At 38.4% G+C, this 18,648-nt stretch carries 16 protein-coding genes; 8 read left to right on the top strand and 8 right to left on the bottom strand.

All coding sequences use genetic code 11. The features are described from left to right. Window positions 1-56 precede the first annotated feature (56 nt). From MUW56_RS09570 to MUW56_RS09590, 5 genes are all read left to right on the top strand, one after another. The gene (locus tag MUW56_RS09570) at window positions 57-1,433 is read left to right on the top strand and encodes a tryptophanase (protein ID WP_292012974.1); all 1,377 of its coding nucleotides are present in this window, start codon (window positions 57-59) and stop codon (window positions 1,431-1,433) included. 254 nt (window positions 1,434-1,687) lie between these two features. Continuing rightward, entirely contained in the window at window positions 1,688-1,858 is a 171-nt protein-coding gene (locus MUW56_RS09575) for an NAD(P)-binding protein (protein ID WP_292012975.1), read from the top strand. Between the two features lie 275 nt (window positions 1,859-2,133). After that, window positions 2,134-2,766 (top strand): FAD-dependent monooxygenase, encoded by a 633-nt coding sequence (locus MUW56_RS09580; RefSeq protein WP_292015399.1) that lies wholly within the window; start codon window positions 2,134-2,136, stop codon window positions 2,764-2,766. 3 nt (window positions 2,767-2,769) lie between these two features. After that, complete coding sequence (locus MUW56_RS09585) at window positions 2,770-3,927, top strand: pyridoxal phosphate-dependent aminotransferase (protein WP_292012976.1); 1,158 nt, start codon at window positions 2,770-2,772, stop codon at window positions 3,925-3,927. A gap of 162 nt (window positions 3,928-4,089) precedes the next feature. Continuing rightward, entirely contained in the window at window positions 4,090-6,525 is a 2,436-nt protein-coding gene (locus MUW56_RS09590) for a TonB-dependent receptor (RefSeq protein WP_292012977.1), read from the top strand. Between the two features lie 47 nt (window positions 6,526-6,572). Here MUW56_RS09590 and MUW56_RS09595 read toward each other — a convergent pair whose 3' ends face one another. After that, on the bottom strand, window positions 6,573-7,790 hold the full coding sequence (locus MUW56_RS09595; RefSeq protein ID WP_292012978.1) for a PQQ-dependent sugar dehydrogenase: 1,218 nt from the start codon (window positions 7,788-7,790) through the stop codon (window positions 6,573-6,575). Window positions 7,791-8,203: 413 nt separating this feature from the next. Here MUW56_RS09595 and uvrB point away from each other — a divergent pair, with 413 nt between their 5' ends. After that, window positions 8,204-10,195 carry an excinuclease ABC subunit UvrB gene (gene uvrB, locus MUW56_RS09600; RefSeq protein WP_292012979.1) on the top strand — a complete coding sequence of 664 codons (1,992 nt, stop codon included), beginning with the start codon at window positions 8,204-8,206 and terminating at the stop codon, window positions 10,193-10,195. A 51-nt stretch (window positions 10,196-10,246) separates the two neighbouring features. On the opposite strand, the gene MUW56_RS09605 is transcribed toward uvrB, so the two are convergent. The 6 genes from MUW56_RS09605 to MUW56_RS09630 form a co-directional block, all read right to left on the bottom strand. Continuing rightward, the gene (locus MUW56_RS09605; protein WP_292012980.1) at window positions 10,247-11,848 is read right to left on the bottom strand and encodes an MFS transporter; all 1,602 of its coding nucleotides are present in this window, start codon (window positions 11,846-11,848) and stop codon (window positions 10,247-10,249) included. A gap of 31 nt (window positions 11,849-11,879) precedes the next feature. Continuing rightward, window positions 11,880-12,326 (bottom strand): MarR family winged helix-turn-helix transcriptional regulator, encoded by a 447-nt coding sequence (locus MUW56_RS09610; protein ID WP_292012981.1) that lies wholly within the window; start codon window positions 12,324-12,326, stop codon window positions 11,880-11,882. A gap of 71 nt (window positions 12,327-12,397) precedes the next feature. Further along, window positions 12,398-12,616 (bottom strand): DUF3820 family protein, encoded by a 219-nt coding sequence (locus MUW56_RS09615; RefSeq protein ID WP_292015400.1) that lies wholly within the window; start codon window positions 12,614-12,616, stop codon window positions 12,398-12,400. A 20-nt stretch (window positions 12,617-12,636) separates the two neighbouring features. Beyond that, window positions 12,637-13,713: an AI-2E family transporter gene (locus tag MUW56_RS09620; RefSeq protein WP_292012982.1), complete on the bottom strand. Its 1,077-nt coding sequence runs from the start codon at window positions 13,711-13,713 to the stop codon at window positions 12,637-12,639. A gap of 17 nt (window positions 13,714-13,730) precedes the next feature. Beyond that, window positions 13,731-14,459, bottom strand: a complete 729-nt coding sequence (locus tag MUW56_RS09625; RefSeq protein ID WP_292012983.1) for a beta-carotene 15,15'-monooxygenase — start codon at window positions 14,457-14,459, stop codon at window positions 13,731-13,733. A gap of 72 nt (window positions 14,460-14,531) precedes the next feature. Next, window positions 14,532-15,260: a hypothetical protein gene (locus MUW56_RS09630; RefSeq protein ID WP_292012984.1), complete on the bottom strand. Its 729-nt coding sequence runs from the start codon at window positions 15,258-15,260 to the stop codon at window positions 14,532-14,534. Window positions 15,261-15,304: 44 nt separating this feature from the next. Between MUW56_RS09630 and MUW56_RS09635 the strand changes: the two genes are divergently transcribed. Together MUW56_RS09635 and MUW56_RS09640 are read left to right on the top strand one after the other, a co-directional pair. After that, window positions 15,305-16,282, top strand: coding sequence for an aminodeoxychorismate synthase component I (locus MUW56_RS09635; protein WP_292012985.1), 978 nt, complete (start codon window positions 15,305-15,307; stop codon window positions 16,280-16,282). Then, window positions 16,266-16,892, top strand: a complete 627-nt coding sequence (locus MUW56_RS09640) for an aminotransferase class IV (RefSeq protein ID WP_292012986.1) — start codon at window positions 16,266-16,268, stop codon at window positions 16,890-16,892. The genes MUW56_RS09635 and MUW56_RS09640 overlap by 17 nt, the downstream gene beginning before the upstream one ends. A gap of 2 nt (window positions 16,893-16,894) precedes the next feature. On the opposite strand, the gene menD is transcribed toward MUW56_RS09640, so the two are convergent. Further along, the gene (menD, locus tag MUW56_RS09645; RefSeq protein WP_292012987.1) at window positions 16,895-18,565 is read right to left on the bottom strand and encodes a 2-succinyl-5-enolpyruvyl-6-hydroxy-3-cyclohexene-1-carboxylic-acid synthase; all 1,671 of its coding nucleotides are present in this window, start codon (window positions 18,563-18,565) and stop codon (window positions 16,895-16,897) included. Window positions 18,566-18,648 lie beyond the last annotated feature (83 nt).

Below are 18,648 nucleotides of genomic sequence, written 5' to 3' on the forward strand. Positions count from 1 at the left end.
GAAATTATTTTCAAACTGATTTTCTTTATACACAATTTAAAAACATATTTTAACTCATGAATTTACCGTACGCGGAACCTTTCCGCATTAAAATGGTGGAAGAAATCCGCCAATCCACCAGAGAGGAAAGAGAACAATGGCTTAAAGAAGCAAATTATAACCTATTTAACTTAAAATCTTCACAGGTTTTCATCGACCTGCTGACGGATTCCGGAACCGGTGCCATGTCTGACAGACAGTGGGGAGCGCTGATGACCGGGGACGAAAGCTATGCCGGATCCCGTTCTTTTGAGCAATTGCAAAATACGGTTGAAAGAATTACCGGTTTTAAATATTTGCTCCCGACACACCAGGGAAGAGCTGCTGAAAATGTACTTTTCTCAGTATTGGTAAAAGAAGGAGATATAGTCCCCGGAAACTCCCATTTTGATACAACCAAAGGACATATCGAGTTTAGAAAGGCACATGCTATAGACTGTACGATAGATGAGGCTTTTGACATCAATGACCTTCATCCTTTTAAAGGAAACATCAATCTTGAAAAACTGGAGCAAGTTTATAAAAGCTATCCTAAAGAGAATATTCCTTTCTGCCTGATCACGATTACCTGTAATTCTTCGGGAGGACAGCCTGTTTCTCTTGAGAATATGAAAGCTGTAAAAGAGCTTTCCGACCGGTATGGAATTCCCGTATTCTTTGATTCGGCAAGATTTGCAGAAAACGCTTATTTTATTAAGAAAAGAGAAAAAGGACAGGAAAACAGAAGCATTAAAGAAATCTGTAAGGAAATTTTCTCTTATGGAGATGGAATGACGATGAGCTCTAAAAAAGACGGTCTTGTTAATATCGGAGGATTCATAGCATTGAACAACGAAGAAGTTTTCAGAAAAGCCTCTAACTTTACGATTATCTACGAAGGGTTCATCACGTACGGAGGAATGGCAGGAAGAGATATGGCCGCCCTAGCTGTAGGTCTTGATGAAGCCACTGAATTCGCTTATCTTGAAAGCAGGATCTCTCAGGTAGAATATCTTGGAAACAAACTTATTGAATATGGAATCCCGGTTCAGAAGCCGATTGGAGGTCACGCTGTTTTCATTGATTCATTACATTTTCTTCCCAACGTTTCCCGTGCAGAATACCCGGCACAGACTTTAGGGCTTGAAATTTACAAAGAGGCAGGGATCAGAACCGTAGAAATCGGGACTTTATTGGCCGACAGAGATCCTGAAACCCGAGAAAACCGTTATCCTAAACTGGAGCTGGTGCGTTTGGCAATCCCGAGAAGAACTTATACCAACAATCATATGGATTATATAGCGGCAGCTGTGAAGAATGTATATGAAAGACGTGAGGAAATTGCAAAAGGCTATAAGATCACCTGGGAACCGGAGATATTAAGACATTTTACCGTTCATCTTGAAAAAGCATAAACATAAAACCGGAGAAAACTCCGGTTTTTTTGTACTGATTTAAGGATTCTTTTTTTAGCAATTCTCATAAAATCAAAATATTAGCTTTAACACCTTTCCAACATTATACTTTCATTTTATTTATTTGAATTTCAAAATCAAATTAGTTTATTTTTTTTAAATCGTGAATGATTTTAATTTACATTTGCACTTAATTAAAACAACAGATTTCGAAAAATAATTAAGCACTAACTGAAAAAAACCGTTATTCCGAAATGAAGAAAATTGCTGTCGTGGGCGCCGGTATTTCCGGCTTAAGCATGGCGAATTACTTAGAAAAACACAATATTGATTATCATATTTATGAAAGAAGAAAAAAGATGATTCAGCAGGACACGGTTTTCTTCTCCCACAAGAGGGAATTGAGTACCTCTCCCACATCATAAACCCTTCGCTTTTTTTTCAGCACGGAACCTTTCTGAAAAAATACATACAATACTCTCACAAAGGGAAAATACTGGCCGAAAAAGATCTTAATGATGTTTTTGTTATCTCAAGACAATCTCTGATCACTATTTTAACTCAAAATATTTCTCCTGAAAAAATATCCTACGAAAAAACATTAATTTTATCTGACCATGAAAAAGGAAAGCTTATTCAACTGGACGGAACTGAAATTGATTCAGACATTGCTATTATTAGTGATGGTTCCAGAAGCCGGATCAGAAAAGAAGTCTTCAAGGATGAAAAAATGAAGACTGTAAGGGAAAATGAAGTCGTTAATATTATTCAAAATAAAAAAATTGCAGCCCGGATAGAAAATAATTTCATGAAGTTCCATCATGAAAAAGGAGGGCTTACTTTCGGAATATTAAAACTTTCTGCGGATACCGTCCTATGGTATTCACAATTTGACAATGAAAAATATAAGATCCGCGAAGGATGCTCCGCAGGCAATATAAAAAAATACATGACTGAAATTTTTAAGGACTGGGATCCTTTAGTTTCATCTATTGTCAAAGAATCCAGTTATAAAAATGTACATTTATGGCATGTGTATGAGCTGGAAAAACTCAATCCGTTTTACAAAGGCAATCTCGTTTTTATCGGAGATGCAGCACACCCGCTTATTCCTTTTACAAGCCAGGGGGTTACCTCTGCACTGAAGGACTCTTTTACGCTGACTCACTATCTGATGGAAGAAGAAAATATCGAAGATGCCTTCAGAAAATATGAGGAAGAAAGAAAACCGGAAATTGAAGTCCACATTACGAATGGCAGAGCTTTACTGAATCAGTTTTTGCTCCCGCTTGACCAACATTCAAAAAATATTTTACCAATCTCTTATAAATAAAAAATGTTCACCAATAACGATATCAATTTTGAAGCACTAAAAAGAAAAGCTTATAATGGCAGATGGGCAGCCTTAGAAGACGGGATCATTCCTTTGACGGCTGCTGATCCGGACTTCAGAACAGCCCCTGAAATTGAAGAGGGAATCATTGAATACATCAAAGACGGGTATCTGAGCTACGGCCCGTTTTCAGGTCTTCCTGAATTTAAAAGAAATGTGGCAGAACATTTCAATACAGAAAAATCCGGAAGTTTCAGTCCGGACAACATTCTTGCGGTTAACAGTGCTGCCCAGGGGATGTTCCTGATTGCCTCATATGTTTTGAAACCTGGCGAAGAGGCTATTATTTTGGATCCCGTCGACTTTCTGTTTAAAAAGTCAGTAGAAGCCGTTGGCGGAAAAGTTAGATTATGCCCTGTAGATACAGTAACCGGAGATATTGATTTTGAAAAACTGGCTGCATCAATTACCCCGAAGACCAAACTGATCAGTATTTGTAATCCTCATAATCCACTCGGAAAAGTGTATTCTAAAGAGACCCTGAAAAAGATTTCTGAGATTGCCTCTGCCCATGACCTGTGGGTCATGAGTGATGAAATATGGAGCGATATTGTATATGACCAAAGAGAATTTCACACGTACTCATCTGTTTCCGAAGAGGCTAAAAGAAAAAGTTTTACCGTATATGGATTTTCAAAATCATTTGGTATTGCAGGTTTAAGAATTGGAGCCGTTTTATGCAATGACCAGGAGATCTTTGACGATTTTATTGAAAAATCAAACTTCAATTCAACGATAGAAGGGGTTTCAACATTATCCCAGATTGCAGCAAGTGTAGCTCTTGAAAAAGCAAAGCCATGGTACAGGGAATTTTTAAGCCATTTACAGAGCAATCGGGATCTCGCCTTTAAAATATTAAGCCGTTCCGAAATTTTGAGTCCGAATCTGCCTGAGGCGACCTTTGTATTATTTCCTAAAATAAAAAACGGGCTGTCGAGTGATGAATTTACCCGACATGTCCTACACCATGGGAAAGTAGCTATCGTTCCCGGTTCGGAAAGATGGTTCGGAAAAGGGGCAGAAGGCCACGTGAGAATCTGCTTCTCAACTTCACAAGAAATTCTTGAAGAAGGCTTAAATCGAATAATAAAAAGTTTTTAATATTAAAAATATTCACATAAATCAATAAAAAAATTATTTTTATTCTACAATTTGAGACAATTGCAATAAAGTTAAAATATAGATAACAAATATTTAATTTTCATGTTGATTTAAAAATAAAAATCAATAATTTTGAGATAATCACCAAGAAAAATCTCAATTATGAAAATAAAATACATCAGCGTTTTTTTTCTTACTGCAACTTCTCTTTCTTATGCCCAGCAAATCAATGATACGATCCCCAAAGAATCCAAAATAGATGAAGTAGCGATCACCGGAAGCAGGAATAAGAAAAGAACAGTGATTAATACACCTGTTCCAATTGATGTCATTGATATTAAACAGGTCAGCCAGTCAACAGGACAGGTGGAGGTCAACCAGCTGCTGCAGTTTGCAGCTCCCTCTTTTAACTCCAACAAACAGTCGGGATCAGACGGAGCTGATGCTGTAGATCCTGCTACCTTAAGAGGTTTAGGACCAGACCAGACCCTGCTTTTATTAAATGGAAAAAGATACCACCAGTCTTCCCTGATCAACCTTTTCGGAACGAAGGGAAGGGGAAATACCGGATCAGATATGAATACCATTCCGATCGGTGCCATCAAAAGAGTAGAAGTTCTCCGTGACGGTGCTTCAGCGCAATATGGTTCTGATGCCATAGCAGGAGTGATCAATGTGATCCTAAATGACCGTGATAAAGGTTTTGAAGGAAATGCTTTTTACGGGATGAATCTTTTCAAAAGTCCCGGAAACAATGATGTTGTCTCTGATCGTAAAGTGGATGGAAATACTTTCGATTTCAGCGGAAACCTGGGAACAAAAATAGGATCAAAAGGAGGTTTCGGAAACTTCACCGCAGAATTCATCAATAAAGAATATGCGATCCGAAATGCAAACCCGGATAAATATACTGCTCCCAGACAACGTTTCGGAGATGCCAAAGCTCAAAATGTCTATTTTTTCGGAAATATAGAATTGCCGTTGTCCGACGGACTGAAATTCTACTCACGGCAGGGATTTTCGCACAGAAATACCAATGCCTATGCCTGGACAAGAACGCCGGAAGCTGACGGAAATATTCCTGAAATTTACCCTAACGGCTTTAACCCGATTGAAGATACCAGTATCACTGACTTCACATTTGATAACGGTTTGAAATTTAATGTGGCTGAATGGGATGTAGATTTTTATAATGCATTTGGCAGCAATAGGTTTACGTATGATATCAAAAATACGGTGAATGCCACCTTAGGAGTAAATTCCCCAACAAGTTTTTATGCTGGAGGCCATTCTTTACTGCAAAACACAACCGGTTTTAATGCTACAAAACAATTCAAGGTACTGGAAGGGCTTAATATCGCATTCGGATCCGAATTCAGATATGAAAAATTCAATATCATCAAAGGGGAAGAAGCGTCCTATGCCATGTATGATATTAATGGAAACGTAGTAACGCCAAGTACTCCGCAAAATCTTTTGGTAACCAATCCTTTATCCGGTGAGGTAAGACCGGGCGGTTCCCAAGGTTTCCCCGGTTACTCCAGCGATATTGGTAAAAGCAGAAATAATTTTGCCGCCTATGTAGATACGGAACTCGATATTACTAAAAAATGGATGATCAGTGCAGCAGGAAGATTTGAGCATTATAATGATTTCGGAAGTACACTGAATGGTAAATTTGCGACCCGGTATGCCATTACCCCACAATTTGCCTTCCGCGGGTCGGTTTCTACCGGTTTCAGAGCGCCATCTCTGGCTCAAAAATACTACAGCCAGCAGTTTACTAATTTTCAGGGAGGGCAGCTGGTTACCATTCAATTGGCATCCAACGACAGTGATCTGGCAAGACTTGTGGGAATTTCCCAGCTGAAACAGGAAACTTCTGTCAATGGAAGTGCCGGATTTACTTTTAACACTGGAAAATTCACCGCTACAGTGGATGGCTATTACATCCAGGTAAAGAACAGAATTGTTCTGACCGGAAATTTTTCCAGAAGTGATCTGTTTACCACTCAACAGCAGGAAGATGAATATCCTTTCATTGACCAGGCTCAGTTTTTTGCCAATGCTATAGATACCAGGACAAGGGGAATAGATGTCATTCTGAGTTATAATGAAACTATTGGTTCCGGAAAATTGACCGCTACGCTAGCCGGAAATTACAATAACATGGAAATCACTAAAGTAAATACCTCGGAGCAGCTGAAGGGCAAAGAAGATATTTATCTGAGCAAAAGAGAAAGAGGATTCATTCTGGCTTCTGCTCCAAAGACCAAGATTAATCTCAACCTCAACTATAAAATCAATAAATTCAATGCCAACTTACAGCTGGTAAGATTTGATAAGGTCACTTTGATCGGATATGATGATGCAGAACAAGTTTACAATCCAAAGGTTACCACAGATGTTTCGTTGGGGTATGAGTTTTCCAGAAACCTCAACCTGACTTTGGGAAGTAAGAACATCTTTAACAGATATCCCAGTCTACAGCCTACCCAGGTAGATTCAGGAAATACCGAGTCTGGCGGGATTTTTGATCCTGTACAAATGGGATTTGCCGGAAGGCAGGTATTTGCACGACTTAATTTTAAGTTTTAATATATTTTTAAAGAGACTGTTTATTGCAACCAGTCTCTTTTTTTATTTTACTTCTTTGAAATTTTATAGAGCTTCCCACTGTCTGTCACCCCATACAGATTACCGTCCATCCCATTCAATACATCCCTGAAACGTTCTTTCTGATCCGCTAAAAGACGTTCTTCACCTACCACTTTGTTATCCTTCAACACAATTCTGTCGATATGTTCACCACTCAGACATCCGATCAGTAGATTGCCTTTCCATTCTTCTATATTTCCGGTATAGAAAGTAATTCCACTTGGAGATATCACAGGATCCCAATAATAAACAGGCTGTTCAGTTCCTTCTTTCCGTGTAATTCCCTCGCCTACTTTCTGTCCGGAGTATTCAATTCCATAGGTAACATCACCCCAGCCGTAGTTCTTGCCGGGCTGTATTAAATTGATTTCATCTCCTCCTCTAGGCCCCATTTCAACATCCCAAAGATTTCCATCCGGATCAATGGCAAGCCCTTGTGGATTTCTGACACCATATGCATAAATTTCAGGTTTATAGCCCTGCTTTCCTATAAACGGATTTCCCGGAGCCGGCATTCCATCTTTTGTAATCTTTAGTATTTTGCCTAAATAATTATCTGTCTTCTGGGCATACACCCTTGTTACTTTATCAGATCTTTCCCCTGTGCTCACAAATAAGTATCCGTCCTTATCAAAAGCCAGCCTGCTTCCATAATGTTTATCACCATCATAAGAAGGTTCTGCCCGGAAGATCACCTTAACTTCTGCAATACTCTTAAGATCCGCAGATAACTTCCCTTTCGCAACCGAAGTCAGGTTTCCCTTTCCGAATGGCTCTGAAAAACTGAAATAAATGATGCTATTGGTTTTAAAATCAGGATCCAGGGCTACATCCAGCATACCTCCCTGCCCTTTTGAATCTACTTTCGGGAATCCTTCAATTTTAGAAATCTGTTTTCCATCTTTTGATACAACATTCATATGACCTGTTTTATCAGTAATCAGAAATCTTCCGTCCGGCAGATTAACAATTCCCCATGGCCTTCCCAGATCTTTGTTTAGTATTTCTACCTGATAAGGAGTTGTTGTTTTTACTGCTTTTATTCTTGTCTGTCCCTTAAATGCAGGCTGATATTCAGAATTTGGCTTTTCTGTTTCTACACTGCCGTCTTTTCCTGCCTGCTGAGCATTAACATTAGCTTTCTTACATGAAGATAAAATAAAAAAAGCACTAAGAACCGGAACATAAAATTGATTGATTTTCATAACATTACGATTAAATGGTAAAAAATGAATGGAAAAATAATGCCATAAAATTCGGTGCATTAAAATTTTATTCTACACTTGCAGAGCAAATTACCATCTTATCGCATGAAAGAAATACAACTGACAAATTCAGAAAAGGCGTTTACGGAAATTCTTAGGAAAAACATATTTTCATGAAAGATATCCTGGATTCTGAACCTGGGCCTGCCGCAATAAAGGTTGCTTCTTTACTGAAAGAACACTGAATACAGACCAGGCAGTATAGAAGTGCTATGTGACATCATTTTTTTAAATGAAAAAGATATAACATCATCTGAGGAAGTCATTAAAATTTTATTATCAAAATATTCAGCTTCAAAACTTTATACGCCTAATAATTTCTTTCGTATTTTTGTTGTATACATTCTTTTTCTATGAATTTTAAGCTTCAATCAGAATATAAACCTACCGGGGATCAGCCCCAGGCCATCGAAAAACTCACTGAAGGGATCGAGATCGGCGAAAAGTATCAAACCCTCCTTGGGGTAACAGGCTCCGGTAAAACTTTTACCGTTGCCAATGTTGTACAAAACGTACAGCGACCAACGCTGGTGCTGGCACACAATAAAACTTTGGCAGCACAGCTTTTTATGGAGTTCAAAGAGTTTTTTCCGGAAAACGCTGTTGAATACTTTGTAAGTTATTACGACTACTATCAGCCTGAAGCCTATATTGCGACTACAGGAACTTATATTGAAAAGGATCTGAGCATCAATGAAGAAGTTGAAAAGCTTCGTCTTTCAGCAACGGCCAGTCTTCTTTCCGGAAGAAGGGATGTGCTCATCGTGGCTTCGGTTTCATGTATTTACGGTATCGGAAATCCCACAGAATTTCATAAGTCCCTAATTTCCATCGCTATTGGCGAAAAAGTAACGAGAACCGCTCTTCTCCACTCTCTGGTGAATGCATTATATGCCAGGACTCTGAACGAATTCCAAAGAGGAACCTTCCGTGTAAAAGGGGATGTAATCGATGTTTTTCCTGCCTATGCTGACAATGCCATCAGAATCCAGTTTTTTGGGGATGAGATTGAAAGAATTCAAAGCTTTGATCCTGTAACGGGGAACGTGGAAGCTCAATTTGATCAGATTCAAATCTATCCTGCCAATCTTTTCGTTACCTCAAAGGAAACCTTAAATGGGGCTATCAGGGAGATTCAGGATGATATGGTGAAGCAGGTGGATTTCTTTAATTCTATTGAAAAACCATTGGAAGCAAAGAGACTTCAGGAAAGAACCGAACTGGACCTTGAGATGATCAAAGAACTGGGGTATTGTTCTGGGATTGAAAACTACTCAAGATATCTGGATGGCAGACTTCCCGGAACTAGACCTTTCTGCCTGATCGACTATTTCCCTAGAGACTTTTTAATGGTAATTGATGAAAGCCACGTCACCGTTCCTCAGGTTCACGCCATGTATGGAGGAGACCGGAGCAGAAAGGAATCGCTGGTGGAATATGGCTTCAGGCTGCCGGCAGCAATGGACAACAGACCTTTGAAATTTGAAGAGTTTGAAAGCATGCAGAATCAGGTAATCTACGTTTCTGCCACTCCTGCCGACTATGAGCTAGAAAAAACAGGAGGTGCCTATATTGAGCAGATCATCCGTCCTACAGGACTTCTTGACCCTATTATTGAAGTAAGGCCGACCCTTAATCAAATCGATGATCTAATGGAGGAAATCCAGAAAAGATCTGATGCGGATGAAAGAGTTTTGGTAACGACCTTAACTAAAAAGATGGCTGAAGAGCTTACCAAATATTTTACAAAATTCGGAATAAGAACAAGGTATATCCATTCCGACGTTGAAACCCTGGAACGGATCCAGATTATGCAGGATCTGCGTTTGGGACTTTTTGATGTACTGATTGGAGTTAATTTATTACGAGAAGGATTAGACCTACCGGAAGTTTCGTTGGTCGCTATTTTAGATGCGGATAAAGAAGGCATGCTGAGAAGCAGAAGATCTATGATCCAGACTGTGGGAAGAGCCGCAAGGAATATCAATGGAAAAGCGATCATGTATGCTGACAAGATCACTAAATCTATGCAGGCTACACTGGATGAAACGGAATACCGCCGTGCCAAGCAAATGCAGTATAATGAAGAGCATGGCCTTAAGCCACAAGCTTTAAATAAGAAAATATCCGAAAGTCTCGTGGGAAGAAGCAAAGACTTCCCTGATGAAAAATATACTCAAAAAGAAATCCTTCAAAAAGTGGCAGAAACAAAAGCCACCTATGCGGATGAAGATATCGAAAAAATGATCGGGCAGAAGCAGAAAGAAATGGAAGCGGCAGCTAAAAATCTTGACTTTATAAAAGCGGCAAAATTAAGAGATGAAATTGCCGCATTGAAAAGTTAATCAATCAAACTTATACATAATCAGGGGCGGCATCTTCGATGCCGCCCCTGATTATGATGATGAAAGTTTAGTCAGAGGATAAGAATTTTTCCAGACCTCATAGTGAATATTAAAGACTTTAAGACATAAGCAGGCCAGCATCATCATTACGCTTATCATACAAAGCATCATAAAAATTTCATCCACGCCACGAAGCATCGCACCGGCCGCTATTTTTTTCTGCAGAGAAACCAAAGCCATGTTCTGTGCGGAAATCAGGTCTAATCCTTTATTCATAAATCCTGCCTTACTGCTGTTCAGAAACTCCATTACTTTAGGATCGGTGGGCGGTACAGATTGGACAAAGTCTGTACTGAATTTCATTTTATAATAAGCGAGTTGATGGCTAAAAAAGGCAGATGTTATAGGCATTGCCAGCATATATCTTGAAAATACGCTGAAAAAAACTCTGGAACTGTTATCTTTCAGTTCTACATTGGAGGAAATATAGTAAGACAGACTTGTCATAGTAACTCCATAAGCTGCCCCTCTCAGAAACTGGGGAATGATCAATGCCTCTTCAGAGATATCAAAGGCAACGAGGTTTTTGATCAGCAGATAAAACAAGGTATACAGAAAAAAACCGAATACCAGTGCTCCTCTTGCTTTATGTCTTTTATGAAGCCATATCCCCGTCAGAGGTACTGAAACCATGAATGCAGGAATCATATAAAGATTAGAGATATTTGCATATTTAACATCTCCTTTAAAATTGAGCAACAGAAAAGTTGAAATAACGGATGACGAATTATAAACGATATACAAAAGCACCATAAAGACAGCTCCCCAACCGATCTGTTTATACCTTACAAAAGCTGAAAGATCAATCATAGGGTTTTTATGGTATCTATTGCTGACTACAAAAGTGAGGGTGCTGAAAAAGAATATCAATGAGCTTAAATTTATGGCCTGATCATACCACCAGTCCAGTCTTTCTCCCATAACGCAGATGTAGGACAGGGAAAGCCCCATAATAATCAAGGCAATATAGCTTAGCCAGTCAATATCTTTCAGCATAGCGGATGATTCATCTCTGTTGCCATGTAAAGCGGTCTGAACGATGATAAGGCTGATGATAATTCCGGGAAGCCATAGGTAATAAATATAATACCATTCATAATCTACAATAAGCCATGAGGCTGCAAAAGCGACCCCCTGAGCCGTTACAAAGGAAATCGTATAGTAAATCCCATAAAAAAGTCCTCTGCTGCCTGAAGGATTAAGTCTCTGCATTAAAAGTCTGATCGCGTCAAGCAGGCAGATAATCTTTACAGTACCACAAAAAAAGCTCAGGAATATCACTTCATAAACATTATTCGGTGCCATCATCAGCAAAGCGATGATAAATTCCAGGGCAAGACAAATCAGCCAGACATTTTTTCTCTGATAGATCTTCGTGATATGTCCGGCAATGGCTATCATCGCAACAAAACCTACCGAGTTTGTCAATGATGCAAACTGAAGGAGGTCTTTTTCCTCTCCCAGCTGAGATGCAATGGAATTGATATCAACCCCCTGCAATCCATTGACAACGGATTGTGAGATCAACAGAATAAACAGGAAAGGGGTTTTTATCCACGCTGGAACCGACTGATGAAATGGATCTGGCTTCATATTAGTTTGATGTCTAACTTTTTATTTAAATTTATTTTATTTTTTTGAATAATGCATCTAAAACTCTGATGGTTGTAGTAAGGTCATTCTCTGCCACCGTATTTTCAATATCGGAAAGGAGCCCTGAAATAACCGGAATAATCCGCTCTTTTATTGCAATTCCCTCAGTGGTAAGAAAAATGTTTTTGTTTCTCTTATCATTCTGATTCTGGACCCTCACCACAAGATCTCTTTTTTCAAGGTTATCAATAAGGCTCGTAAGGCTTGCTTTGTCACGGTAAAGGGTATCAGAGATCTCCTGCTGGTTTCTTCCATCTTTTTCCCAAAGGCATCTCAGCACCAGATACATTTCCAAAGTAATAGGAATACCTTCCTTCGCAAAATCAGTTAAAATCCTGTTTCGTATAGCCGACTGCAAGTTGGAGACCTTTCTTGGCAAAGCTTCCTGAAGCTGAGAAATATCTAATGGTAAATTCATACGGCAAAGATAAGAATTAGTTAGACATCAAACTAATAATTGGCTGTAAATTTATTTGAAATATCGAACTGCTATCGGACAGAAGCTCTGATAGGAATCAAAAGATCCGTCAGGCCATTTAATTTGATTTCATAGATGGTAGAAAGTTGCATGCCTAATTTTCCTTTAGGCATGCCCTTTCTGTTAAACCATTCAAGATAGCTTACCGGCAGATCGGCAAGCACTGTCCCTTCATACTTGCCAAAAGGCATTTTAACGACACAGATTTCTCTTAATATTTCCGGATTGATTCCTTCCAATTTTTAAATAATTAAATTAATTTTTCTCTCAGATCTCCCTGGTCTGGTAACTTAAGGTCAGGCGGTGTCTCTTCATCTGAAAATTCATTTCTGTATACCTGAATCAAAAGAAGAGTAAGCGAAATCAGTATAGGCCCAAAAATAAGCCCCATAAATCCAAACAGGTTCATCCCCATAATAATTCCAAAAACGGTATTCAGCGGATGAATATTTTCAAGTTTTTTCAAAAGAGTAAAACGAAGCAGGTTATCTGTAAGCCCTACCACCACCAGGCAGTAAATAGCCAGTCCAATCCCCTGCCCGGTATTTCCTTCTGCAATCATAAAGATACATACCGGAACATACACAATAGCTGTTCCTACAACGGGGATCACAGAAGCTGCAGCCGTAAGGGCAAAAAGAAGCGCAGGACCCGGTGCTCCAAAAATGAGATACCCGATAAGGGCTACTATACCCTGTCCTATTGCTACGACAGGAATCCCTATGGCATTAGCCATGATAAGCTTTCTCATTTTATCGCCTATCAAAGAGATATTGGCTCTTTTTAACGGTGCGGAAGAAGTAAGAATCTTTTCAAACAGTCTTGGCTTTTCCAGCATGAAATACAGAATAAAATACATAGACATGACTACTGTCAGTGTATTAAATGTCCCGCTCAGGGCTGAAGTAGAAATTTTACCCACTGAATCTTTCAGTTTAGTCATATTTTCCTTGCTCAGGATATCAAATCCTGTTTTGGAATAAATGAAATCATGTATCTTATCCAAAAACACATTGAACTTCACCATATACGCCTGTGCATTTCCTAATTTGTCAATGATCAGATCGCCGATAAAATAGATCGGTAAAATCAGAATAATAAGACTCGCAAACATCAAAGCAAACGCAGCAAGGGAAGGCTTCCATTTTTTTTCTTCCTGCAAATAAAAATTATATTTCCGGCAAACAACATAGATCGTAATCGCCCCTAAAACCGAAGGTACAAATAGCGCAAGATTAAAACAGATCAATCCTGTCAGCACTAAAATAATAGCCAGTAAGGACACCTGCTTTATAGCCACACTGCTTATCTGTCTGTCTTTATTCATCAATTGTTATTTAATTATTATGGCTTAAACATGATTTGTCTCGGCTTTCCAAGAAAAGCACAATAAGTAGAATACATTACGACCATCATAAACGGAGCTGTTAGAATAATTCCGATTCCGCACAGAAAAATCCCAGCTATAGAGATTAATCCTCCCAGTAAAGTTGTAAAAAGAAACGTTACATAGTTCTCCTTTGCAATATTGAAAGATTTCCCCAAAGCCTCAGTAGCTGAAGCATTTTCAAACAATAAAATAGGATACCCCAGCAACAGGAAAGGATACACAAAAAGGAAAGGCAAAAAGCAAAGTGCTGCCGCAACCGATGAAATAATTCCGGAAAGAATACTGTAGATCAGAATATTCACGAAGTTCTGACGATACCCGATAAACAGGTCAGAAAATTCTATCGGATTTTTAGTATTGTACTTATTGACCATATAAATCAATCCTACATACAACGGAGCCAATAAAATCCCGAAAAGACCTGAGAATGTCATATACAACGGTAATCCCGGCATACTCCAGTAATTAAAATCTTCCCCCGAAGACCTTACCTCCTCCATCATTGAAGCTGAATTGAACCCGGTAAGAAGCTGAATAACATATCCGCCAAGCATATAGATTATCATAGCAACAACGGCATAGCCAAAGACTCCTTTATACATTTCAAAGGCATGCGAAATAATAGATCCCGTTTCCCTACCCGGTACAGAACCTTGCTGATCAAATTCGTTAAATTCAGACATAGTTTAATATTTTAATGATTTTACCAAATTTAACTTTTTTTGATAAAAAAACATAGTAAACCTAAGTGAAATTTAACGTTTCTCTGAAAAAGCCGTTTTATAGAGCGAGTAAATCATCGCGTTCCAAAAAGGAAAAGTAAAAAGTCCCCCGATAAAAAACAGAGCAAAACCAATGTATTTAAAGAAAACAGCCACTATGGAACATACCAGAATTTCAAGGAAATACATCCTGAGGGCCTTCAGATTTAAAGAGATGGCCTCAAAGATTCTTTTATCCGTAAAAAACATCAGAGGAGCCACAAATAGGGTCACAAACACCCATATTATCCCCAGGATAATCGTTTGGAAGGTATAAGCAAATACAAAAAACCAGAAAATATAATATCCGATGAACTTAAAAAAATTCAGTCCGTTATACCCGGCCAGCAGATCTCCCAGCTCCAGTTTCTCTTTAAGGTCAATCTTTCTGTAGATCTGATAAAAACCAAGATTGAGAGGGTACAGGAAAATAGTTGTCCCGATCAGCGCCCAGGAGAATTTTTCAAATCCGTCATTCGACTTCATTATTTTGGCAAGCTGTGCCGAATATACCTCTACTCCATCTTTGGCATATTTCGCAGCTTCTGCATACTGGCTTAAAATATTATACCTTGAATCAAAGAAAAACAGCACGGTAAGGAAAATTCCAAAATAAAAAATAGAAAACACCAACTGAAAAACCAACGTTTTATTCCAATAGAAAAAAGCCTGCTTCAATATAAAATCTATTCCCGGTTTCTGAGGATATTTATTCTGCATCATAAAAATTTTATGCAAAAGTAAACATCAATAATTATTTTTGCCGAATGTTTTCAATGAATCATCAAAAATTTATGGAAATGGACGAGCTTTCTCTTCAGAAGGTTCCCTATTTTTTCGTTATCGACTTTCTGGGGCAGAACGTCGAAATCTACCTGGAAAACGAAATTGAAAAATCAGGCTTGTTGATTGATTTTCAAGAGTTTTCAAACAAAAAGAAAGAACAGGAATTACCTGAAAAAATAGAATGGAAATCATTTCCGGAACCCTTGGAAAGCTTTGAAACGGGATTTGACAAAGTTCAGAAAAATATCCGCCTGGGAAATTCCTATCTCGTTAATTATACAAGAAAAACCGAAATTCAGACCAATTTAACTTTAGAAGAAATTTTTTATCACTCAAATGCCAAGTATAAAGTTTTTTATAAAGATTTTTTTGTATTTTTTTCTCCGGAAACTTTTGTGAAGATCATTGACGGTAAAATTGTAACGTATCCCATGAAAGGAACGATAGATGCCTCGCTGGAAAATGCAGCAGAAATCTTGAAGAATGACAAAAAAGAAAAAGCAGAGCATTATACTGTGGTGGATCTTCTCCGGAATGATCTGAGTATGGTGGCTGATGAGGTAAAAGTAGATCAGTTTCAGCATATTGATTTTATCAAAACACAGCAAAAGGATCTGTATGCCATGAGTTCTGAAATTTCAGGAATACTGAAATCAGAATTTAGTGGAAAAGTAGGAAGTATTATGAAAAAGCTGCTTCCTGCCGGTTCAATTTTAGGGGCTCCCAAACCTAAAACACTGGAAATAATCCTTGAAGCGGAGGGATATGACAGAGGATATTATACGGGAGTCTGCGGATGGTTTGATGGCCAAAATGTAGACAGCTGTGTCATGATACGCTTTATTGAAAAAGAAGGAGAACAGCTCTATTTCAAAAGCGGAGGCGGTATAACGCACATGAGTAAATTAGAAGACGAATATCAGGAAATGAAAAATAAAATCTATGTCCCAATTCATTGAAAGCATTAAGGTAGAAGATCAGGAAATTTTCCTATTGGATCTACATCAGAAACGCGTAAATCAAACTTTTTCCCACTTTGGAAAAGAAGATTCCATTGACCTGGCTAAGATCTACAAAAATCTGCAACACGATGAAGATGGCCTTTTTAAACTGAGGATCTCCTACGATCTGGACAAAAGGATCCGGACACAGATGATCCCCTATGCCATTCCTGAAATACAGGGCTTCCAGCTGGTAGAAAACAACAGCTTTGATTATTCATTCAAGTTTGAGGACCGGAAAGAATTGGATAAAATGAAGATGAAGTCCAAAGCCGAAGAAATTCTTATCGTTAAGAATAATCATATTACCGACACTTCTTTTTCCAATCTTTTATTTTTAAAAGGCAAAGAATGGTTTACCCCAACGACCTATCTGCTGAATGGGGTACAAAGACAGCATCTTTTAAAGCAAAAAAAGATCAAAGAAATGGAGATCACCTTACAGAACATAAAGCTGTTCACCCATTTTCAAATCATTAATGCTTTAAATGATTTCGATGATATGTTTATTTATCCGATCGACAGAATTATCAATCTGCCCGGAAACGAAGAATATCTCGATCTTTAATCTTATTTCAAAAAATTAAAATAGTTCTTCAATACATCCGCACTGTTTTTTCCGTAAGTATTCACTTCCAGGATCTTAGGCTGTGCACCGGGTTTGAAGAAATTTTCCAGGACCCTGTCTAATGTCATTTCGTCTTCTACCTTGATGTAGGAGAAACCGAAGTGTTTAGCCAGATATTCTGCATTTTTACGGTGTTTTGTGGCAATAAACTCGTCTAAGGTATTGGGATTGGCATTCCCTGGTCCCGGAATGATTTTAAAGATATTTCCTTCCCCGTTATTAAAAATCATGATTCTCACAAACGGTGGAATATATTGGTTCCAAAGGCCATTGATATCATAAAAGAATCCCAGATCTCCGGTAATCAGCAAGGTAGGATTCGCATTTTTAATGGCAAACCCCATGGCGGTAGACGTAGAACCGTCAATACCGCTGGTCCCTCTGTTACAGTACATTTTTCTTTTCCCAAAGTCAAATAGCTGTGCATATCTGATAGCTGAGGAATTACTGAAATGAATATTATAATTTTCAGGAATTGCCTGTGAAGCTTTGTTGAAGAAATAAAAATCCGAGAACTCTACTGTATTTAAATATTGTTCATGCTTAGCATCTTTCTTGTCTTTCAATACATCCCAGAGATTGAAATAAGGCCTTGGCTCAAGGTTGATGAATTTCAACAATTTAGAGAAGAAAACTTCAGGTTTAACCTCAATTTTTTCTGTCAGTGAGAAATAAGTGTCCGGCTGCCAGACTTCATCCAGGTGCCAATGCTGTTTCGGACGTGCACTTCTAAGGAACTGCTTTACTTTTTTGGAAACAACATTCTGCCCCACTGTAATTAACAGATCGGGCGCATACGTTTTATAATCTTCTGCTGTAAAATTAAAAATCAAACGGTCGATATGTCTGAAGAATTTCTCGTGGTAAAGGTTTGAGTTCGCTTCGCTCAAAACAACAACCGAATGGTTTTTTACCAATTGGGTCAGTTGATTTTCAAGTTCGGGACTGTAATCTCTTGTTCCCACCAACAGCATAATTCTTTGAGAGGTATGCCAGTCAGCAATCAGATTGGAGGGAATTTCATATTCTTTATGCCTGATCGTTTTTTCAACCGTTGGAAATGCCGGTAATTCTGAAACCAGTTCATACAAAGGTTCTTCTAAAGGAATATTGATATGGACAGGCCCCTGTTTCTCAAAGCAAAGCTCAATTGCTTTTTTGATGGTATCAAAATTTATATCTTCCGCATTTTCTTTGCTGTCTTCCAAAAGCTGGAAATCACCATATGAATGCTGATGAAAAACATCCTTCTGCCTGATCGTCTGCCCATCGAAAATATCAATAAAATCGGTAGGTCTATCTGCCGTCAGCACCAGAAGCGGAACATTCTGATAAAAAGCCTCCGTGATGGCAGGATAATAATTGACAACTGCGGATCCACTGGTGCATGTGATTGCTACAGGTTTTTTCTCACTTTTAGCCATTCCCATTGCAACGAAAGCGGCACTTCTTTCATCTACAATGCTGAAACAGTTAAAACTGTCCATTTCTGAAAAGTGAATCGCCAAAGGAGCATTCCTTGATCCCGGAGAGATGACAACATCTGCAATTCCGTATTGCTGAAGAAGGTGGGCAAGTATTTGAATACTTCTCTTAGAAGAATATTTTTTCATACAGCAAATTTAACTTATAAATAATGATTTTAAAATCATTTAAATTAAAAAAAATGTAATTTTGCTGTTCGTAAATTTCTAAA

Source organism: Chryseobacterium sp. (assembly GCF_022869225.1).
Lineage (GTDB): Bacteria > Bacteroidota > Bacteroidia > Flavobacteriales > Weeksellaceae > Chryseobacterium.